Annotated in this window: 20 protein-coding genes and 1 pseudogene; 12 read left to right on the top strand and 9 right to left on the bottom strand. The window is 64.5% G+C overall.

Annotated features, from left to right (window positions below; genetic code table 11):
• Positions 1-50 precede the first annotated feature (50 nt).
• Both B4393_RS08785 and B4393_RS08780 read left to right on the top strand, forming a co-directional pair.
• A complete protein-coding gene (locus B4393_RS08785) occupies positions 51-1232 on the top strand; it encodes a PorA family protein (RefSeq protein WP_070938036.1) in 1182 nt (393 codons plus the stop codon).
• A 52-nt stretch (positions 1233-1284) separates the two neighbouring features.
• Positions 1285-2970, top strand: coding sequence for a hypothetical protein (locus B4393_RS08780; protein WP_078333784.1), 1686 nt, complete (start codon positions 1285-1287; stop codon positions 2968-2970).
• A 207-nt stretch (positions 2971-3177) separates the two neighbouring features.
• Here B4393_RS08780 and B4393_RS08775 read toward each other — a convergent pair whose 3' ends face one another.
• Genes B4393_RS08775 through B4393_RS08765 form a run of 3 tightly spaced genes read right to left on the bottom strand, consistent with a single transcriptional unit; the run spans position 3178 to position 6441 of the window.
• A complete protein-coding gene (locus B4393_RS08775; RefSeq protein WP_078333783.1) occupies positions 3178-4665 on the bottom strand; it encodes a flavin-containing monooxygenase in 1488 nt (495 codons plus the stop codon).
• On the bottom strand, positions 4662-5585 hold the full coding sequence (locus B4393_RS08770; RefSeq protein ID WP_070938033.1) for a ferritin-like domain-containing protein: 924 nt from the start codon (positions 5583-5585) through the stop codon (positions 4662-4664). The genes B4393_RS08775 and B4393_RS08770 overlap by 4 nt, the downstream gene beginning before the upstream one ends.
• A gap of 16 nt (positions 5586-5601) precedes the next feature.
• On the bottom strand, positions 5602-6441 hold the full coding sequence (locus B4393_RS08765) for an SDR family NAD(P)-dependent oxidoreductase (RefSeq protein ID WP_078333985.1): 840 nt from the start codon (positions 6439-6441) through the stop codon (positions 5602-5604).
• 98 nt (positions 6442-6539) lie between these two features.
• On the opposite strand from B4393_RS08765, the gene B4393_RS08760 reads away from it, so the two are divergent.
• Positions 6540-7172 (top strand): TetR/AcrR family transcriptional regulator, encoded by a 633-nt coding sequence (locus B4393_RS08760; RefSeq protein ID WP_078333782.1) that lies wholly within the window; start codon positions 6540-6542, stop codon positions 7170-7172.
• Positions 7173-7176: 4 nt separating this feature from the next.
• On the opposite strand, the gene B4393_RS08755 is transcribed toward B4393_RS08760, so the two are convergent.
• A complete protein-coding gene (locus B4393_RS08755) occupies positions 7177-8358 on the bottom strand; it encodes a glycosyltransferase family 4 protein (protein WP_078333781.1) in 1182 nt (393 codons plus the stop codon).
• 128 nt (positions 8359-8486) lie between these two features.
• On the opposite strand from B4393_RS08755, the gene B4393_RS08750 reads away from it, so the two are divergent.
• The 6 genes from B4393_RS08750 (at position 8487) to mmsB (ending at position 15486) form a co-directional block, all read left to right on the top strand.
• Positions 8487-9266 (top strand): class I SAM-dependent methyltransferase, encoded by a 780-nt coding sequence (locus B4393_RS08750; RefSeq protein ID WP_078333780.1) that lies wholly within the window; start codon positions 8487-8489, stop codon positions 9264-9266.
• A gap of 95 nt (positions 9267-9361) precedes the next feature.
• A complete protein-coding gene (locus B4393_RS08745) occupies positions 9362-10510 on the top strand; it encodes a phosphotransferase family protein (protein WP_078333779.1) in 1149 nt (382 codons plus the stop codon).
• Complete coding sequence (locus tag B4393_RS08740; RefSeq protein WP_078333778.1) at positions 10507-11643, top strand: hypothetical protein; 1137 nt, start codon at positions 10507-10509, stop codon at positions 11641-11643. The genes B4393_RS08745 and B4393_RS08740 overlap by 4 nt, the downstream gene beginning before the upstream one ends.
• Positions 11640-13106: an aldehyde dehydrogenase gene (locus B4393_RS08735; protein ID WP_078333777.1), complete on the top strand. Its 1467-nt coding sequence runs from the start codon at positions 11640-11642 to the stop codon at positions 13104-13106. Before B4393_RS08740 ends, B4393_RS08735 begins: the two co-directional genes overlap by 4 nt.
• A 76-nt stretch (positions 13107-13182) precedes the next feature.
• On the top strand, positions 13183-14559 hold the full coding sequence (locus B4393_RS08730) for an MFS transporter (protein ID WP_078333776.1): 1377 nt from the start codon (positions 13183-13185) through the stop codon (positions 14557-14559).
• A 15-nt stretch (positions 14560-14574) separates the two neighbouring features.
• Entirely contained in the window at positions 14575-15486 is a 912-nt protein-coding gene (gene mmsB / locus B4393_RS08725; RefSeq protein ID WP_078333775.1) for a 3-hydroxyisobutyrate dehydrogenase, read from the top strand.
• Here the strand turns inward: mmsB and B4393_RS08720 are convergent.
• Complete coding sequence (locus tag B4393_RS08720; protein ID WP_078333774.1) at positions 15474-16442, bottom strand: cytochrome c oxidase assembly protein; 969 nt, start codon at positions 16440-16442, stop codon at positions 15474-15476. The genes mmsB and B4393_RS08720 overlap by 13 nt on opposite strands.
• A gap of 153 nt (positions 16443-16595) precedes the next feature.
• On the opposite strand from B4393_RS08720, the gene B4393_RS08715 reads away from it, so the two are divergent.
• Entirely contained in the window at positions 16596-16820 is a 225-nt protein-coding gene (locus B4393_RS08715; RefSeq protein WP_043076265.1) for a hypothetical protein, read from the top strand.
• A gap of 51 nt (positions 16821-16871) precedes the next feature.
• Here B4393_RS08715 and B4393_RS08710 read toward each other — a convergent pair whose 3' ends face one another.
• Together B4393_RS08710 and B4393_RS28055 are read right to left on the bottom strand one after the other, a co-directional pair.
• Positions 16872-17705 (bottom strand): LLM class F420-dependent oxidoreductase, encoded by an 834-nt coding sequence (locus B4393_RS08710; RefSeq protein ID WP_070938022.1) that lies wholly within the window; start codon positions 17703-17705, stop codon positions 16872-16874.
• A gap of 9 nt (positions 17706-17714) precedes the next feature.
• Entirely contained in the window at positions 17715-17882 is a 168-nt protein-coding gene (locus B4393_RS28055) for a hypothetical protein (RefSeq protein ID WP_236743150.1), read from the bottom strand.
• Here B4393_RS28055 and B4393_RS08705 point away from each other — a divergent pair.
• Positions 17839-18147: a hypothetical protein gene (locus B4393_RS08705; RefSeq protein WP_236743146.1), complete on the top strand. Its 309-nt coding sequence runs from the start codon at positions 17839-17841 to the stop codon at positions 18145-18147. The genes B4393_RS28055 and B4393_RS08705 overlap by 44 nt on opposite strands.
• A gap of 30 nt (positions 18148-18177) precedes the next feature.
• Here the strand turns inward: B4393_RS08705 and B4393_RS08700 are convergent, their stop codons facing one another.
• Complete coding sequence (locus B4393_RS08700; protein WP_078333772.1) at positions 18178-18831, bottom strand: response regulator transcription factor; 654 nt, start codon at positions 18829-18831, stop codon at positions 18178-18180.
• 157 nt (positions 18832-18988) lie between these two features.
• Between B4393_RS08700 and B4393_RS08695 the strand changes: the two genes are divergently transcribed.
• Positions 18989-20482 (top strand): ATP-binding protein, encoded by a 1494-nt coding sequence (locus B4393_RS08695; protein ID WP_236743134.1) that lies wholly within the window; start codon positions 18989-18991, stop codon positions 20480-20482.
• Positions 20483-20504: 22 nt separating this feature from the next.
• Here the strand turns inward: B4393_RS08695 and B4393_RS08690 are convergent.
• Positions 20505-20898 (bottom strand): annotated as a pseudogene (locus B4393_RS08690) (WhiB family transcriptional regulator).
• Positions 20899-21071: the final 173 nt, after the last annotated feature.

The raw sequence follows: 21071 nt of genomic DNA, 5'->3' as shown, positions 1-21071 counted from the left end.
GGCTGCCGCCGGAACCAGGGCTACCGCACGTTAAGGAGGGTTCGTCCACAGTGAACCGCGGGGTCATGATGCGTATCGCAGCGTGCGGGCTGCTGGGGCTCGGTTCGGCGCTCATTATCGCTGCACTGTTGCTCAGCACGTACACCAGCAACCGGCTTGCGAAGATTCCGCTCGACTGGGACGCCACATTGGTGAGCGAGGGCAAGGGCCGCGCGCTGGACCCGGTGTCGCTGTCCGGCCAGAAGTTCATTGCCGACCCGGACAAGCCGGTCATGCTGCAGGAGCAGATCACCACCGTCAGCCCCGCCGACGCCACCAAGGTCGGCCTGCAGGCGGGCATCACCATTCGGCGGACCGACAAGCAGGGCGATGCCGGGTTGGTCCTCGCCACCGTCGACACCGTCACCGTGGACCGGCACTCCGCCGAGGCGATCTCCAGCGATGACAACCCGGGCGGCAGTGTGCAGAAGCCGCGGGCCATCGAAGACGAGACACCGCCGACCACGATTGCGCTCAAGCACGAAGGGTTGAGCTACCGGTTCCCCTTCGACACCGAGAAGAAGACCTACCAGTACTTCGACGTGGTGGCACAGCGCGCCTTCGACGCCAACTACACCGGCGAAGAGGACGTCAACGGGCTCACCGCCTACCACTTCACCCAGAACGTCGGCTACGACGCCAACGGCAAGCTGGTGGAACCCGTCGCGTACCCCTCGTTGTACGACAAGGACGAAGACTCCAAGGTGACGGCCCGCGCCCAGCAGTGGGGCGTGGAAGCCGAGCACGAGGACGAAGAGATCACCATGACCCGCTACTACGCGGCGCAGCGCGAGTTCTGGGTCGACCCGGTCAGCGGCATCATCGTCAAGAGCAAAGAGCATGCGCTGCACTACTACTCGCGTGACGCGCTCAAGCCCGAGGTCCCGATGGTGGACTACACCGTGCAGTCCAATGACGAGACCGTGGAGAAGCAGGTGAAGGCGGCCCGCGATACCCGCGACAGCCTCTCCATCTGGTCGAACATCCTGCCGATCACCTTCGCGGCCCTCGGCGTGGTGGCGCTGGTCGGTGGCGGTCTGCTGGGTTCGTTCAGCCTGCGGGCCGAGTCCGCACTGATCGATCCCGGCCTGGACACCGTCGATCACGGCTTCTTCGGTCGTCGCGGGCCGGAGAAACCGCCCGCCAGCGAGGCCGACACCGATAAGTTCCCGTCGCCTCGAAACCACCTCTAGCCAGGACGTCTTGCGCCGCATAGGCCTTATCGCCCCGCTTTACGCACTGGTCTTGACGGCGGCTATCACCGCACCCCTGGCCGCCCCCGGCTACCTGCTGATCCGTGACGCCGTCTCCACACCGCGGTCATACCTGACCGATGCGGCGCTCGGGGCCGGCGAAGCGGCTCCGCGCGCCGTCCCGCAGGACTTCTTCATCGCGGTCATGACGGTGCTTGTCGACGGCGGAATCCTCGTCAAGATCCTTCTTGCGCTGGGCTTATGGCTCGCAGGATGGGGCGCGGCGCGTGTTGCCGCCCACCTGGTTCCGGCTGCCGGAGTTCCTGGAGAGCTGGTGGCAGCCACCATCGCGATCTGGAATCCGTATGTGGCCGAACGCCTTTTGCAGGGGCACTGGAGTCTCCTGGTCGGCTACGGCTGCCTGCCCTGGATCGCGTTGACGGTTATCCGCCTGCGCACGGCGACGGGGATCGGCGCCTGGTGCCCGCTCGCGTTCTGGATCGCCGTGGCCGGATTGACCCCAACCGGAACGGTGCTGGCACTGATCGTCGGGCTTGCCGTGGCCACGGATCGACGGTCACGACTTGGCGTGCTGTCGATCTCGGTGCTGGCCGCGATGCCATGGCTCGTGGCATCGGGGTTGGGAACGGTCGTGCCTGCCGGAGACGAGGCGGGAGTCCACGCCTTCGCCGCCCGGGCCGAACCAGGGCTGGGCACGCTCGGCAGCCTGGCCTCATTGGGGGGCATATGGAATGCCTCGGCGGTGCCCGCCTCGCGTACGACGCTGTTCGCGCTGGTGTTCTCGGCGGTGCTGCTCATCGTGGTGGCAGTGGGCGTCGTGGTACTGTGGCGCACCCGTAGCGCACTCGGGCTGCTCGGCATTGCCGTTGCCGCGGTGATCATTCCGGCACTGTTGGCGACGGGCCCGGGGTTGACGCTGACGACCTGGCTCATCACCGAGGTGCCGGGACTCGGCATCCTGCGCGACGGCCAGAAATGGTTGGCATTGGCCATGCCCGGGTACGCGGTGGCCGGCGCCGCTGCCGTCACCACGGGGCGCGAACGTTCCTCACAGTACCTGGCGGCCGGGTTGGCCTGCGCGGCATTGGTATTCACGCTGCCCGACCTGGCGTGGGGTGTCGGCGGCAGAGTTGTGCCGGTGACCTATCCGGCCGGATGGACCGCCGTGGCAGCCGACATCAATGCCGAGCCACACCCGGTGGCGGTGTTACCACCGGAGACCATGCGGCAGTATCCCTGGGGACCATCGTCCATACCGGTACTGGATCCCTTCCCGCGCTGGATCCGCGCCGACACGGTGAGCAGCGGTGACCTCCGGGTCGACGGACAGGATGTGCGTGGGGACGGCACCCGTGGGCGCCGCGTCGAGGAGCTGTTGCGTAACGGTGCCACGCCTGACGAGCTCGCGGCGCAAGGCATTGGCTGGGTCGTCGTACAGGCAAATACCCCGGGACAACAAGAGATTTCGTCGTCATCGCTGGCACGACTCGAGTCGGTGTACCGCGACGGCGATATTGCGCTCTACCGGGTACCCGGCCCATGGACCCCCATCGGGGCGTCGTCGGGCCGTCGCGCCACGGTCATCGCGGCGCATCTCATCTGGGTTGCGCTCCTTGCCGCGGGTGTGGTGGCGGCGTGCCGCCGCTACCAGACGCGACACGCGGGGCCGGGAGGCACCCACGATGCCAGCATCGCCGCACCGGATTCGGACAGCTGAGCCACATCTAGCGCAACCAAAAGCGGTTCGGCCACAGCCCAATCGCCCCGCACGTGTCCGGACAGGCAGCCCGGCGTCCGCCAACGTCAGGCAAAGCGCACCGTTTACCGGCACGGCCTTGAGACCAACCTCCGCCAGCGCGCCCATCAACAGCTCGACTGCGTCGTCCCCGACGGGACATATGGTTTCGAGTGTGGATGGATATGACTACGCGGAGGTTGACGCCGAGGCCGCCGCGGCAGCCGCACCGGACATGAAGCTGTAGTCATCCAGCTCCACCGTCCGCAATTGCCGCGCGAACTGTGTGGCGAATCCCGGAAACATCGTGGTGTTCTTGCCGTCTTCGGTCAGGTACCAGCTCTGGCAGCCCGAATTCCACGTCGTCTTGCTCAGCCGCCGCTGAATATCGTCGTTGAACTGGTTCTGCCGGTCCTGGCGTACGTCCAAGGTCAACAGGTCCTTGTCGCGAACGATGCCGATTGCCTGCACGATGTAGTCGATCTGCGCCTCCATGTAGACCAGCGCGGAGTTATGCCCGGGTCCCGAATTGGGGCCGAATGTGAAAAACAGATTGGGGTAGCCCGAGACGTTGACGCTCTTGTAGGCGTACGCGCCGCCGGACCATTCGTCGGCGAGTTTCCTGCTGTCGCGCCCCGCGATCGGGAAGGGTGTGCCTGCCTTGCACACGTCGAATCCGGTGGCGAAGACGATGCAGTCGACATCGTGTTCGATACCGTCGGCGGTACGAATTCCGTTGGGAGACAACGTAGCGATAGGCCACGTGATCAGCTTGCAGTTGTCCTTCTCGAGGGCCGCGTAGTAGTCGCTGGTCATCAGCATCCGCTTGCACCCCGCACGGAAATCTGGGGTCAACTGGCGACGGGTCCAGGGATCACTGATCTGCCGGCGCAGGTTCGCCTTGGCGATCCATTGGATGAGCGAGGTCACCGGGGTGTCCCAGACCATTCCCACCGCGGCGGCCTCGTGCGTCCAATACCAGGCCTGCCGGGCCAGGCTCTGAACCGCCGGGTTGCTGCCGAAGATCCTCTGTGCCCACGCGGGATGCTGGAAGTCCAAGCGCGGCAACACCCAACCGGGCGTGCGCTGAAAGACCTTGACCCGGGCGGCGGTCTTGACCAACTCCGGAATAATCTGCACGGCACTGGCTCCGGTGCCGATCACCGCGACATGTTTACCCTCCATGTCGTAGTCGTGGTCCCATCGAGCGCTGTGAATCTTGTGTCCGGTGTAGCTGTCCAGTCCCCGGATATCGGGCCAGCTGGCATTGGCCAGCGGTCCCGCCGCCATGACAGCGCACCGGCCGGTGAAGATCTCGCCGGAGGCGGTGTCCGCCGTCCAGATCCCCGTGCTCTCATCGAATGTCAGCCCCGTGACGTTCACGCCGAACTTGATGAAGCGCCGCAGATCGTGCTTGTCCACCATGCGCTGGATGTACCGCAGGATCTCCGGACCACCCGAGTATGCCTTGGACCAGTCCGGATTCTGCTCGAAGGAATACGAGTACAACAGTGATGGGATATCGCACGCCGCACCGGGATAGGAGTTGTCGCGCCAGGTTCCGCCGACATCATCGCCCCGCTCGAGAATCGTGAAGTCGTCGATTCCCTGCTCCAGCAGACTGATAGCGGTGCCCAGGCCTGCGAAGCCGGCACCGATGATCAGCACCTCGCTCATCGTGACACCGGCTCATAGGTGAGTTCCTGGGACCAGGTCGGCGTCTTACCCAGCACCCGGATCGGGAACAGATCGATTGCCTTGCCCATGGACTCGGAGACGAACTGGAACGGCTGGGTCTGATTGATGGCGATTCGTGCGTGGTACTTGATGAGGTGATACGCGGGCAGCCGACGCGTGTTCTCGCTGCGCTCGCCGACGTTCTCGTACCTCTTGATCGCGTTGTACAGCTTCTCTTCCGAGAGGCCCATCGCAGAGATATTGGTGACCATCCGGGTGAGCAGGGGCGAGTAGACCAGCAGCCCCAGCATCACCGACGGTTTGATGAAGGTACCCACGGTTTCGACGATGAGCTGACGCATGGAACTGGCCCCGAGCATGTCCAAGACCTGGAAACCGACTGCAAGGTGACGGGACTCGTCACTATTGATATGGCGGAACACCTCATGGCACACCGGGTCGTCGACCTCGTCGAGTAGGAACTTGACCAGCGCGCCGTCCAGGGCGGTCTCCAAAGACGGGATCACCGTGCCCAGGGACGCCAACGACAGACTGTCGCTATAGCGATCGAGCCATTCGATGACCAACCGAATGTTCTTGTTGGGCACCGGCATTTCGCCCTCTTCGATCATCCCCCAGCGGCGCATCAACGCCAATTCGGCGTTGGCATGCCGCTGTTCCTCGGCGTGGAAGTAGGTGTAGATCTGCTTCAGATCCTCATCCGGCGCCTTCGTCGCCAGCGCGGCGAACCCTCGCGCGCCCACGTTCTCGATCCACACCAGATCGGACATGAATTCCTTGAGCGCCGGACGCTGTTCATCGGTGACCTGTTCCGCACCCGGTGCGTCCCAGTCGATATCGGCCAGTGCCCACTGCTTGTCCTTGATGGTCGCGAGGATGCTGTCGAGTGCGATTGCCATCGTGTTTCCTTCCTGGTCAGTTTCCGCGCTGGCGGGAGAATCGTTCCGCGATGCCCAGCGCCTTGGTGTAGGTATCGGGGGCAAGGCGCTTGGCCTGCCAGATGAATCGCGCATCGAATTGCGGGAGCACATAGAGCTGGCCACGGTCGTGCGCGTCGAGGCAGCCGCGTGCCACCGAATCCGCGGAAACACCGGTCCATTTCATGGCGGTGACCGCCAGCCTGGCGGCCGACTCCTCGATGATTCCGCTGTCGACGATGTTGGTCTTGACGAAGGTGGGGCATAGCACCGTGACGGCCACTCCGGTGCCGCTGAGTTCGGCGGCAAGGGTCTCGGAGAGCGCCAACACCCCCGCCTTGCTGACGTTGTAGGCACCCATGCGCGGCGCGGCCGCGAAGCTCGCCGCCGAGGCCACGTTGATGATGCCGCCACGGCCCAGTGCCCGCAGGCGGGGTGCGAACACATGGGACCCGTGGATAACGCCCCACAGGTTCACCCCGAGTGTCTTCTGCCAATCCGCGAGCGGGGCGGCGCCGACAACCTGACCGCCCGCACCGATGCCCGCGTTATTGATCACCAGGTCGGCCGGTTTTCCGAACCACTCCTCGGCGATATCGGCGAGCGCTTCCACCTCGTCGAACACCGACACGTCGCAGGCCGCCTCGATCGCGCGATCCCCGATCAGCGCGGCCGTCTCCTTCGCACCGGGCAAGTCCACATCGGCACACACCACCCGTCCCCCGCGACGAGCCAGTTCCAGGGCGAATGCCCGGCCGATACCGCTGGCCGCGCCGGTCACCACCGCATCGGCCTTGCGAGTGCGGCGTTCGCCACGTCCGAACCCCAAAAGGCTCACCACCACGCCACCACAGCACACTTTGGTGGCACCCGCCATAACTGACTGCACATGCCACCACTTTGACCTACCGTGCACGGGACTGTCAACATGGGGCGATGGCGGCATCACCGGGTCTATGGGGCGGGCGTACCGCGGCTGAGCGTCGCGCCGAACGCCGCGAGCGGCTCGTCACGGCCGCACAGGAGATCTGGATCGAGCAGGGGTGGGCCGCGGTCACCATGCGGGGCGTCTGCGCACGGACCTCACTGAACGACCGGTACTTCTATGAAGACTTCGGCGACCGCGAGGATCTGCTGGCCGCGGTCTGGGACGGCGTGCGCGAGGAACTGATCGCCCAGATCTCCGCCATTGTCGGAGAGGACCCGAACCGCCCTCCGCTGGACACTCTCCGCAAGACCATTGCCCTTGTGGTTCAACGTGTTTCCGCAGATCCCGGCTGGGCAGACATCATATTTGTCCGGCATGTCGGCAGCGCGGTGCTCGAGCAGCGGCGGACAGATCTCTTACATCAGGCCACCGCGGTCCTGATCGCCGCGGCCGAACCCTACCTGGTACCGAACGTCGACCGAACCGGGTTCCGAATGGACACCCTGGTAGGCATCGGCGGGTTCAGTGAACTGGTCAACGCCTGGCGCTCTGGGCTTCTCGACGTGGGCGCCGACGAGCTGATCGAACACAGCACCCGGATCGGGGCCACGCTCGCCTCCCGATACCTCAACGCCGGCTGAGCGATCAGGCGGGAATCTCGACCTGCGGAGCCACGACCGGTTCGGCACCGATGATCCCCGAAACCGGGACCCCGGCTACCGCCGCCTTGAGTACGGTCGTCACCCCGGCAGCGCTGCGCTGCCACGAAAGATCGGCGCAACGAGCCCGTCCCGCTTCACCCATGCGATAGCGAAGCTTGTTGTCCGCCAACAGAGTCGCGGCATGGCGGACGAATTCATCCTGATCGCGGGCCAGCAGGCCGGTGATGCCATCGGTGACCGAATCCATGAGTCCACCGGACGACCGGTAGCCAACGGTCGGCACACCATGTTGCGCGGCCTCGGTGACGGCCAGGCCCCAGCCCTCCTTGCGAGACGGCATCAAGTGCACCCACGCGCGCTGCAGCACGCGGTGCTTGGTTTCCTCGTCAAGGTATCCATGGAAGGTCACCGCATCGGAAATCCCAAGCCGGGCAGCATGGTCCACCAGCGGGTCCATCCACCAACCATCTCCGATGATGTCAAGATGCACGTCGGCCACATGGTCACGCAGGAGTGCCAGAGTGGTCAGTGCGTGCTCTATCTGCTTGTGCGGCACCAGACGTGACAGGACCACCGCGCGCGGCGTCTCGCTTCGCACGTCCATCGCATCGCCGGAGATATAGGCGTCAATCTGGTCGACACCATTGCGCACCACCGCGATCCGTCCAGGATCCACACCGAGGGCAACCAGATCCGAGGCAGACGGCTGCGAGACAGTCAGGTACTGGTTACGCCGGTGTATCCGCGGAGACAACCGCGATTCCAGCCACCAGCCGAGCCGGCCGATCAGCGGTCCCGCTACCGGCCACTGTTCCCGATGGCAGTGGTGCACCAGCACCACCACGGGTGCGGGGGCAACGGTGCCGGCGAAGAAGGGGATGCCGTTCTGGGTGTCGATGACAACGTCGGGACGCACATCACGCAGCGCACCCAGGCCCAGACGCCCCGCCAACAGCGACAGCAGCGCACGCGGATACACCGTGAAGCGCCCACCGGCACGTGAGATCTGCACTCCGTCCACCACCTCACGGCGGGGAACGCCTGGGTAGGCGGCGCATCGCAAGGTCACCTTGACCCCGGATGCGGCCAGCTCGGCGCCGATACGCTGCAGGTATGCCTCGCTGCCACCGCCCTGCGGATGGCCGGTATCGCGCCAGCACAGCATAAGGACCTCCCGCGGGAGGTCCGGCTGATCTGACAGTTCGCTAAGCACCGCTAAGCACCCTAGGCCGTTAGGGTGGGCCTCCAGAAATTTCCGTCATCATTAGAGGAAATCAAGCAGGACGAGAGCCCGTGCCGAACATTACAGATCTGTTTGCCCAACGAGCTACGCTTCGGCGTTCAGCCAGCCTATTGGCATCTTTTCGATATGAGCAGAGTGCGCCAGAGCGGTTCTATGGGACGGTCGCGCACGACACTGTTCACCTGGTCACAGACTTGTGGCGACAGGCAACGGGCGCTGGATTGCAGGACCACACGGTGCTGGATGTCGGCGGCGGCCCAGGTTATTTCGCGTCAGCCTTCGCCAGTGCGGGGGCCCGATATATCGGCGTCGAACCCGACCCCCGGGAAATGCATTCGGCCCCCGCGGGAACCTCCGGCATCCACGATCCCCGCGCGGCATATCTGCGCGCATCCGGAATGGCCCTGCCGTTCGCCGACGACGCCGTGGACATCTGCCTGTCGTCGAATGTCGCCGAGCATGTGCCGGAACCGTGGCGCCTCGGCGAGGAGATGCTGCGGGTCACCCGCCCGGGCGGGCTCGCGATCTTGTCCTACACCGTCTGGCTGGGCCCGTTCGGCGGCCACGAAATGGGCCTGACGCACTACTTCGGGGGTGCCCGCGCGGCCCGCTGGTACACCCGCAAGCATGGCCATCCACCCAAGAACAACTACGGGTCGTCACTTTTCCCGGTATCGGTGCGCGACGGGCTTGCCTGGGCCCACGGAACCGGCACGCTGGTTGCCGCATTTCCCCGCTACCACCCGAAATGGGCATGGCGGATCACCAGAGTTCCCGCTGTCCGGGAGGTTCTGGTGAGCAATTTGGTGCTTGTCCTGCGCCCCCACTGAATACAGAATTGCAACAGGTTCCACTTCTACTGACTGCCCGGTAGTGTTGCGTACGTCACGCAACGAGGCGGACATGAAACGGAAGTCACGACACCTTGACTGAGCAGATAGCGACGCACGAGGACGTTGCACGTCCCGCGGAATCCCAACGGGACCCCGAAACTTTGCGTGGCGCGCTCGCCGACTGGATATCCGCCCAGCTGCCGGCCGACGCCGCCTTCAGCGTGGACCATGCCGAGCTGCCGAGTGCCAACGGCATGTCCAGCGAGACGATCCTGGCCGATGCGCAGTGGACCGAGAACGGCCAGCGTGCCGCCCACCGCCTGGTCATCAGGACCGCACCTCAGCCCGATTCGAGTCCGGTGTTCCCGACCTATGACATGCGCCGCCAGTTCGATGTCATGGACGCCCTCGGACAGCACTCCTCGGCCGTGGTTCCGCCGGTCCGCTGGTACTGCGACGACACCACGGTGCTCGGCGGTGAGTTCTTTGTGATGGATCGGGTGGATGGCGACGTGCCGCCCGACCGCATGCCCTACACCTTCGGCTCCTGGGTGACCGAGGCCGCCGAGGCCGACCGCCACAAGATGCAGCGACTCACCGTGGATCAACTCGCCCGCATTCATGCCGCACCGACGGAGAACTTCGCATTCCTCGACGACGCGCGTGAAGGCGAGACCGGCCTGGACGCCCACGTGCGCCGCACCCACGAGTTCTACGAGTGGGTGCGCGGTGACGGGCCCACGATCCCGCTGATCGATCGCGGTTTCGAGTGGTTGCGCGAGAATTGGCCCGAGGAGTCCCTACGAGCCAACGATGTTGTCAGCTGGGGTGATTCACGTCCCGGCAATGTCATCTATCGCAACTTCGAACCCGTCGCACTGCTGGACTGGGAAATGGCGAGCATCGGACCGCGTGAACTAGACTTGGGCTGGATCATCTTCCTGCACAGGTTTTTCCAGGACTTAGCCGAAGTAGCGACGCTGCCCGGCCTACCGGATTTCTGCAAGCGCGCGGACATCGCCGCGGAGTACGCCGCCCTCACCGGTCACCACGCCGCAGACCTGGATTTCTACACCGCGTACGCGGCACTGCAGCACGCCGTCATCATGGTGCGGATCCAGATGCGCGCCATGGCCTTCGGACAGGCACAGATGCCGAACGACCCCGATGATCTGATTCTGCACCGGCTCACACTGGAGAAGATGCTGAACGGAACCTACTGGGCGGGGGTACCGGCATGAGCCTGTCGCCTTTCGACGACTACCCGATCCATCAGATCGCCGATGTGGTCCGTCACGTCGGCACCTCGGACCGAAACTTCTATGACCGCTATTACTTTGGCTGCCATGGCGGCCGCGCCGACCTGCCATATCTGATCACCGGATTAGGCGTCTATCCGAATCTGGGTGTCACCGATGCATTCGCATCTGTCCGCAACGGCGACGACATCCTGGTGTTCCGCGCCTCGCGCGCGCTGGGCGACGACCGCGCCGATCTGACCGTAGGGCCGTACCGCGTCGAGGTCGTCGAAGGCCTCAAGAAGATACGGGTGATCCTGGAACCCGGTTGGAAGGATGCCGCCTACGACATCAGCTTTGATCTGACCTACACCGGTGAGATACCGGCATCCCTGGAACCGGGCCACTATCAGCGCCAGATGGGCCGCGTCATGTTCGATACCGCACGGTTCGCTCAAACCGGCACCTGGACAGGTCAATTGACTGTTGACGGCACCACTCACGAACTGGACGGCATCAACTGGTCGGGTAACCGGGATCGCTCCTGGGGCATCCGTCCCGTGGGCGAGGGCGAACCCGCCGGACGGCGGGCCACCCTGGCCGGCGGCTTCTTCTGGCTCTACAACGTGATCTCGTTCCCCGAGTATTCGATAGTTTTCATCAACCAAGAGGACGAGCACGGCAACAAGGTGGTCAGTGGCGCGCGCCGGGTGTGGCGTGATCCGTCCAAGGGGATCGACGAGCTCGGCCCCATCACGCACGACATCACCCTGGTTCCGGGTACGCGCGAGGCCAGCTCCGCGGTAATCACGCTGGGCGACATCACCATCAAGGCCGATATCGTGCTGCCGCACTACTTCGGCTTCGGCACCGGATACGGCCTGGACCCCGACTGGCGCCACGGCATGTGGCAGGGCGATCTCGTCGTACAGGGCAAGCGGTACAAGACCGCCGAGCTGGACGCGACGCTCAAGCTGCTGTGCCCTGTAGACAATCTCGCATCCTTCACGGCGATCGAGAACGGTGTCGAAACCCACGGCAGTGGACTGTTCGAGTTCGGCCCCATCGGCCCCCACAAACCCTCCGGCTTCACCGGGTTCGTTGATACACATCAGGAAAGAGACAGCGATTCATGACGAATGGGAACAACTTTGACAAGCTCTTCATCGGCGGCGTCTGGACCGAACCGGCCACCGACCAGGTGATCGAGGTCATCTCCCCCGCGACCGGCCAGAAGGTGGGTCAGTGTCCGCTGGCCTCCCCCGCTGACGTCGAGGCCGCGGTGAGCGCGGCCCGTCGTGCCTTCGACGACGGTCCGTGGCCCAAGCTCACCCCCCATGAGCGGCAGGCGGTGCTGCAGAAGGCTGTCGCCGGCCTAGAAGCCCGCAAGGACGAGATCTGCAAGGCCATCGCCGACGAGACCGGCGCTCCCCCCATGGTGATCGAAACGCTGCAGTGGATGGGCGGCTTCGGCGCCATCCAGTACTACGCCAACGCGGCGGACGCGGTGAAGTGGAAGGAACTGCGTAACGGCGCCTACGGCCAGACCGTGGTGACCCGGGAGCCTGCCGGTGTGGTGGCCGCCATCGCGGCCTGGAACGTGCCGCTGTTCCTGGCGCTCAACAAGATCGGCCCGGCGTTCCTCGCGGGCTGCACCGTGGTGCTCAAGCCCGCCGCCGAGACTCCCCTGTCGAGCTTCATCCTGGCCGAGGTGTTCGCCGAGGCGGGAGTGCCCGAGGGCGTGCTGTCGGTGGTGCCCGGTGGCGCCGAGACCGGCCGGGCGCTGACCAATAACCCCGGTGTCGACGTGTTCAGCTTCACCGGCAGCACCGCGGTCGGTAAGGAGATCGCCGGGATAGCGGCGAAGAACCTCAAAAAGGTCACCCTGGAGCTGGGCGGCAAGTCCGCCGCCATCGTGCTGGAGGACGCGGATTTGGCTGCGGCGCTGCCCATGCTGGTGTTCTCGGGGCTGATGAACGCCGGGCAGGGCTGCGTCAACCAGACCCGGGTACTGGCGCCGCGGTCGCGGTACGACGAGGTGGTGGACGGCATCGTCGGCATGGTCTCGCTGATGGGCGTCGGGCTGCCCGACGATCCGGCCACCCAGGTCGGCCCGCTGATCACCGAAAAGCAGCGCGCCCGCGTCGAGGGCTACATCGCCAAGGGCATCGAGGAGGGCGCACGCCTTGCCTACGGCGGCAAGCGTCCCGAGGGTCTGGACGGCGGATACTTCGTGCAGCCAACGATTTTCGCTGATGTCGATAACTCGATGACCATCGCGCAGGAGGAGATCTTCGGCCCGGTGCTGTCGATCATCGCCTACGACTCGGTAGACGAGGCCATCAAGATCGCCAACGACTCCAACTACGGACTGGCCGGCAGCGTCTGGACCACCGATGTGCCGAAGGGCCTGGAGGTGGCCGCGCAGATTCGCACCGGCACCTACGGCATCAACTGGTACGCGTTCGATCCCAGCTGCCCGTTCGGCGGCTACAAGCAATCGGGTATCGGCCGCGAGAACGGGCCAGAGGGCATCGAAGAGTACTGCGAGCTCAAGAGTGTGCTGCTCCCCATGGGCTACAGCCTCGAATCCATCTGATCATCGAGTGCGAGCCTCATCCGGAATTCTTGCCTGAAAACCGCGTGAGGCTCGCACTCGACGTTAGGGTTCGGCTGTGTCCATCACCGCCGAGGCCGCCACTCCAACGGGTCTGCGCAAAGTGGTCGCGGCATCCATGGCGGGCACCGTCGTCGAGTGGTACGAGTTCTTTCTCTACGCCACCGCCGCCACCCTCGTCTTCAACAAGGTCTTCTTCCCGGCGGTGCAGGCCGGCGGAAATGACCTCGACAACATCATCAAGGCATTCCTCACCTACGCGGTCGGGTTCATCGCCCGCCCCATCGGTGGAATCGTGTTCGGGCACTTCGGCGATCGCTACGGGCGCAAGCACCTGTTGCAGATCGCGATCGTGCTGGTCGGCATCGCCACCTTCCTCATGGGCTGTCTGCCGACGTTTGCGCAGGTCGGCTACGCCGCCCCGATTCTGCTGGTGATCCTGCGGTTCCTCCAGGGATTCGCGGTGGGCGGTGAATGGGGCGGCGCTGTGCTGTTGGTGGCCGAGCATTCGCCCGACGCGCAACGCGGATTCTGGGCGAGCTGGCCGCAGGCGGCGGTGCCACTGGGCAACCTGCTCGCCACCATGGTGCTGCTCACCTTGTCCTCGACCCTCTCCGATTCCGCCTTCCTGGCGTGGGGCTGGCGGGTCGGCTTCTGGTTGTCGGCCGTCATCGTCGCGATCGGGTACTACATCCGCACCCGGATATCCGATGCGCCGATCTTCACCGAGGCCCGCAAGGAGATCGAGGACAACCGCGCGCTACCGAATTCTCTTCGCGCAAGCGGCTCATCGACCTCATACGGCGTCGTCGAGGTGTTCCGCCGGTATCCGCGCGGAGTGTTCACCGCCATGGGCCTGCGGGTAGCCGAGAACATCCTCTACTACATGGTGGTCACCTTCTCCATCACCTATCTCAAGACCCAGTTGCATATGGATACCAAGCGAATCCTGCTGCTGCTCTTGATCGCTCACGCGGTTCAGGCGATCGCACTGCCGATTGTCGGCCGATGCACCGACATCGTGGGACGGCGTGCGCCGTACGCGCTCGGGGCCGCGCTGTCCGCGGGCTGGGGCTTCATCGCGTTCCCGATGTTCAACACCCGCGACGAGTGGGTGATCCTGTCCGCGATTGTCATCGGACTGCTGGTGCACTCGCTGATGTTCGCCGGGCAGCCGGCCATCATGGCCGAGATGTTCCCCACCCGAATGCGCTATTCCGGAGTGTCGGTCGGCTACCAGGTGACCTCGATTTTCGCCGGATCGCTGGCTCCGGTCATCGGTACCGCGCTGCTGAGCAGGTACCACAGCTGGGTACCGGTGGCGATCTATCTCGCGGCGGTCGCACCCATCACGCTGATCGCCGTGTGGACGCTGCCGGAAACCAAAGGCAGCTCGCTGCACGAGCTGGATGCTGCCGACAGAGCGCGCGCCTAACGCTAGGTTGGTCTGATGGCGACCTACGGCTGGATCGGTTTGGGAAACATGGGCGGCCCGATGGCCGCCAATCTGGTGGCGGCCGGGCACACGGTGCGCGGTTTCGATCTCTCGGGTGACGCGCTGACCACGGCGGAAGCCAACGGTGTGACCGCGGTGGAGGAAATCGCCGAGGTGCTGGCCGGCGCCGAGGTCGTCTTCACCATGTTGCCCAAGGGTGAGCATGTCCGCTCGGTGTTCGAGGGGCCCTATGGGATCTGGGAAAACGCTTCGCCATCAACGCTTCTGGTGGACAGTTCCACCGTTGACATCGAAACCTCTCGCTACTGTCACGCCGAGTCGGCACGCCGGGGTTTCCGCTTCGTCGACGCGCCGGTGTCCGGCGGTATCAGCGGCGCGCAGGCCGGCACGCTGTGCTTCATGCTCGGTGGTGACCTGGAAAGCGCTGGAACGGCAACCGATTACATCAAGCCGATGGCTGGACGCGTGATCCATGCGGGCGATGGCGGGGCCGGTGTCGCCGCGAAGATCTGCAACAACATGATGCTGTTCATCGACATGATGGCCAATTCCGAAGGCTCCCAGCTGGCCGAACGACTCGGACTGGACCCCAAGGTGTTCTGGGAGATCTGCTCGGTTTCCTCGGCGCGGTCCTGGGCGCAGCAGACGTGGTACCCGGTGCCGGACATCATCGAATCCGCCGCCGCCAATCGCAATTTCGATGCCACCTTCACCGTCGATCTGGCGCACAAGGACGCCCGCCTGGCGCTGGCCGCGGGAGAAGCCACCGGCGTCAAGCTGCCCGCCGCGACCATGGTCACCGAGCAGTTCCAGCAGCTCATCGACGAGGGCCTAGGCGGCAAGGACTGCTCGCTGATCGTCAAGTACGCCACACCCGACGGGTCGGCGCGCGGCTACACGCCCTGATCCGGCCCCTCTCCCTGCAGTTGCCGTAAAAACCGGTTGTACGAGGCTAATTCGTCTTCCTGCCGGGCATCGTCGGCCTCCCGCTCCTCGGTTTCGACCTGTTCCTCGCGCCGCCATCGCATGGCGAAGATCAAGGTGGTCGCGAGCGCGATCGGCTCACCGTAGGACCAGGCCAGCGCGCCCGCCACCGCCTGGTCCTTCACCGGGTCGACGGCCCAGGCGGCGGGCGGGTTGGCGAAGATGCCGATCAGCGGCCTGGGCGCCATCATGAGGATGACGCCGATAAACACGTGTAGCGGCATCTCCACGAAGATGTCGAACATCCGGCCAAGGTTGGTCTGTCGGATCGGTAACGGGTCGGTGGACAAAATCGGGATCACGAACAGCAGGCCCGAGAGCAGGAAGAACACTTCTAATGCGGTGTGCCCCAACCATGTCACGGCAATGCTGTCGAACAGCTGCGATAGGTACAGACCGTAGTAGCTGAACAGGAACAACGGGATCGTGACGGCCGGGTGCAGCAGGAACGCGCCGGCACGGCTGCGCAGGCCGGCCAGCGCGGCAGCCAATACCCAACGGCCCGGGCCCCGGTGTGGGGTCGACCGCAGGAGCAACCGCCCCGGTGAACCCAGCACCAGCAGCGGTGGCACCAGGATCGACAGGGTCAGCTGCTGGAACATGAATGCGCTGAACAAACGAAACCCGTAGCGCTCGATCGACAGCCCCATGACCGCGCCCAGGATCAGACATCCGGACAGGAAGCACGCCGTCGACCACCACGGCCAGGTGCGGCCCATCCGGCGCAGCCGGATGACACTCAACACGTACCAACCGGCGAGCAGGACGGCCACGACCGGCAGCACCGGAATGGTCGGCGGGTTCCACCCCCATAGCGACCAGGCGGACGGTGGCTCGGCCGGGATGCTGGTTAACCCCCGAAGAATGTCCTCGTTCATTAATTGCATTATGCGCATATTTGAATGAACTGGCCATTCGGGTGCCAACCCCCACGTTCACCTGCAATTTGGATCGCCGCTAGCCAAAGGGCTTTGGTTCACAGCTTCAGCCACTAGCGTGCGCCACGGGCGGGGCAAACCAGAGGAGGAATCATGGCCGTATCCGTGAATCTCGAAAAGGCCCTCGACAAGGCCTACGAGAACAAGGATCTCAAGGACGTTCTGGACGCGCCGCCGTCGGCCCTGGCCGGCCTGACCGAAAAACACGACGCGGCCCTGAAGGAAGCACTAAACATCTCGACCATCCGCGAGCTGGGAACCAACAAGTACATCGCGGTTGCCGCCGCGCTGGCGGCGCTGGAATCCAAGACGGGCTAAAGCGCTGGCCGAGAGGGCATCTACCGATCCTGGGAAGATGCCCTCTCGGCGTCAACCGCGCAGTGCCTCGGCCAACGGCTCCAGCACGGCTGGGTCGTACGGCGGCGGCAGATAGATGATGGCCAGATCAAGGCCCTCGGCACCCAAGGCTGCGGCCTCGTCGACAACCTTTGCGTAGTCGCGATCCTCACCAAGGCGAATATGGGCAGAGAGCGTGATCTCCTGGGGATCGCGCCCGATGTCCGCGCAATGCGCGGCCAGCACATCGCGCTTGCGGGCGAATTCCTCGGGCGGTCCGCCGACGAAGTTCCAATGCTGGGCGTACTTGGCGGTGATCCGCAGCGTTCGCTTCTCGCCACTGCCGCCGATACAGATCGGCGGGTGTGGCTTCTGCGGGCCCTTGGGCTCATTTCGGGCGTCCTTGAGCTGGTAAAACTTTCCGTCGAAGCTCGTCGTCTCCTGACTCAACAGTCCGGTGAGCACCTCACAGGCCTCTTCGAATCGATCGAAGCGCTCCTTGATACTGCCCAGCTCGATGCCGTAGGCGCCGGACTCCTCCTCGTTCCAGCCGGCGCCGATGCCCAGTTCCAGTCTGCCGCCGGACACGATGTCCAGTGCCGAAGCCATATTGGCCAGCACCGCCGGATGCCGGTAGTGGATGCCGGTCACGAGCACCCCGACACGTAGCCGCCGGGTGGCCTGTGCGAGCGCTGTCAGGGTTACCCAGCCCTCGAGGCAGGGCCCGGTGGAATCCGAAAAGATCGGATAGAAGTGGTCGAAGGTCCAGCCGGATTCGAAGACCTCGATATCGTCGGCCACCTTCCAGATGGCCAGCATGTCTTCCCAAGTGGTGTTCTGCGGGGATGTCTTGAATGCAAAGCGCATTGCATCACCCTATGCGTCGCCTACCTGGAGCGTCGACCAGGAATGTTCGGTCGCGCCATGGGGATCGCCCCCGATCGCAATGGCGGCCAGCATGGATGACAACTCCAAGAGCCAAAGATCAACCTTGAAGGTGATGGATGCTGTGCCGACCGAGGCAAGGAGAGAAAGGGCGAACATGCAAAGGCGCTACATCGTTTCCGGACTACTGATCAGCGGGGTGGCGTGCGCACTCGCCACCGCATCGCCGGCATTCGCCAACGGCGGCGGACAGAGCTGCATCACCGTGCCCAACGCCAACACCGTCTGCTCGTCACCCGGGAATGTCCAAATAACCAGTGCCACACCCATATATGACGGTCCGCCGCCATCGATATACCCCCCGTACTATCCCTTCGGAGTCGGCGGATACCTGGGCACACATGGACACAGCAGCAGCGAATAGTACTGCACTGTAACGCGATTCACACTAAAATCATCGATGGGTGAGGAACGCCAGCACCGCGAGTACCCGGCGGTGATATTGGTCGGCGTGCCCCAGATCCAATCTGCGCATGACGCTGTGGACATGCTTCTCCACGGTGCTCTCGGTGATCCACAACTTTCCCGCGATACCGGAATTCGACAACCCCTGGGCCATCAACTCGAGCACCTCGAGCTCACGGTGAGACAGGGCCGATAGTGGATCATCTTTGCGCCGCGCGGACAACAACTCACGCACCAGCTCTGGATCGACGATCGAACCACCACCGGCGATGCGCGTGCAGGCATCCGCGAACTCGGCGACGTCCCCCACCCTGCTCTTCAACAGATAGCCCACCCCGTCACCCGAGGTAATCAACTCGGCCGCGTATTCGACCTCGACGTGTGCCGACAACACCAGCACACCAATGCCGGGGTATTCACCCCTGATCTTTTGAGCCGCCTCCAGTCCCTCGGTGGTGTGGGTCGGTGGCATCCGGATATCGACGACGACGAGATCGGGATGCTCGGCTCGAACCAACTCCAAGAGCGCCGCCGCATCACCCGCGCGACCCACCACCTCGAAGCCGGCCTTTTCCAGCACGCTCGCTACGCCCTCGCGCAGCAACGTGTCGTCATCGGCCACCAGAACCCGTATCGCGGACATCTCGCCAGGTTACCGCCGCCACGCGGGCCCGGAATCGTCCTCACCGCCGATACTATGGATTTGTGAACGGGCCGCACGGCGGTTCGCAGGCAGTGAGTAGACGTAGATACATATGCAGCAAGCACCACAGGCATCGTTGCCGCGGGCGGGTCAACTGATGCCGAGTAGATGGCAGCCGGACGAGGCTTCTCATACCGGCTGGTGGCCCTACATTTCCGGATGGCGCACACAGCTATTCGGATCCACACCCCCCTCCGCCTACGCCGGTATTGCGACATGCGTGGTGTTACTGGTCGCCGAGTCGATACTCACGATCTTCCTGCGCACGATCGCACCCGCCGAACACCTCGCCGCGATCTACCTGATGGGCATCCTCGTCATCTCGGTGATCTGGCGGCTCCGGCTGGCATTGGCGATGTCCATAGCCAGTGCCGCCGTCTTCGACTGCATTCGCAACTGGCCCATGGCCCACCCGCTGTCCACGGAGAGCCACAACATCGTCACGCATCTGAGCTTCCTGGCGGTGACGCTGACGGCGAGCGCTCTCTCTGCGCTCGCGCGCGCCGGCACCATCGAGGCCGACCGCCGCAGGCGCGAGGCCGCCGCCATCGCGCAACAGCAGGCCGCCCTGAGGCATACCGCCACGTTGGTCGCGAGCAACGTCGCGCCCACCGAGCTCTACGCGAAGGTAGTCCAGGAAGCCGCACTCTGTTTCAGTTCACCGACCGCGGTGCTGGTTCAACTGATGCCGGGCGACGAAGGAATCGTGGTGGCCGGCCACGGCAGAACAGGACCCCGAACACCACTACCGGGCAAGCGTTTTCCCCTGCTCGATGCCAATAACGTCGCGCGGGAACTACGCTTGACCCCTGCCGTCTCCGCCCCCATACTCGTCGACGCCAAACTGTGGGGAACGCTCGTCGTCGGTACCGACGCATCGACGGTGTCCGACACGGATATCCGCGCCGGGGTGCGCGACTTCGCCGATCTGGTGGCGACCGCTGTCGCCAACGCCGCCACCCGACAAGAGCTCGCCGCCTCCCGCGCCCGCATCGTATCCGCTGCCGACACCGCACGCCGCAGGCTCGAACGCGACCTCCATGACGGAGCCCAGCAGCGGCTGGCGTACCTACGACTGAAACTCGGCATGGTCAGATCCGCTGTACCACCGGAGGATGCCGAACTCACGCGGGAACTCAACGACCTCGACGCCGACCTCACCGCGGTCACCCGCGAGCTCCAAGAGTTCTCACGGGGTTTGCACCCCGCCATCTTGTCGAAGGGCCTGGCCCCCGCCTTGCGCACACTGGCCCGGCGCTCGCTCATCCCCGTTCGAACCGAGCTCGAACTCGGCCAGAAGTACCTCGAATCCATCGAGATCGCCGCCTACTACGTGGTCGCCGAAGCTCTCGCCAACACCGCCAAACACTCCCAAGCCAGCGAGATTCTCATCCACGCTCACGAGACCGCCGAGCAGATTCAGATAACCATCAGCGACGACGGCGTCGGTGGGGCCAAACCTCGCAAGGGCACCGGGCTCATCGGACTAACCGACCGGGTCGCGGCCCTCGGAGGTCGTCTGGATATCCACAGCGCCGCGGGCCGTGGCACGTCAATGACGGTGACCATTCCGCTGCTTCAGTCCGAATAGAACTGCACAGCTCCGGTTCTCGTCACGCGCCCGCGGCCAGCGCTTCCTCAATACCGAGCAGAACACGGCGCTCGGCACGCTCCATCGGCGTCAAGGCACCCCATACCCCGTGGCGCTCACCCGCACTCACGGCGTAGGCGCCACATTGCCGCAGCACCGGGCAGGACTGACAGACCCGCTTCGCCCGCTTCTCGCGGACCAGTCGCGAACGCCCTCGATCACCGTCCGGGACAAAGAACATCTCCGTCGGCAGACCGCGGCAGCGAGCCTGGCTCCACCATTCGCCCACGTCGCCAACCGCGCCGGCGCCTGCCGCTGCGATCTCGCGTCCCGCGACCGGTACAAATTCTCTACCCATCATCACGTCGCCCTCCGGTCACATTCCATCGGTTCCTCGCCGAACCGATGCGGACGATACCCAGGCGACGGTTAACGGCAACCCCGTCCGTGGTTAACGGAGAACTAATCCAATTACATTGTCCAACAACATAATAAAAAACTGCGGTTACCTTCAATTCCTTCCTGCGGAATTCCTCCATCGACGAATGGAGGCCAGCCTCCATGCTCAGATCACGCGGCACCGACAGCT

Source organism: Mycobacteroides franklinii (assembly GCF_002013895.1).
In the GTDB taxonomy this organism is placed as follows: Bacteria; Actinomycetota; Actinomycetes; order Mycobacteriales; family Mycobacteriaceae; genus Mycobacterium; species Mycobacterium franklinii.
The sequence above is the reverse complement of the archived record's forward strand: the minus strand, read 5'-3'. Positions and strand labels throughout refer to the sequence as shown.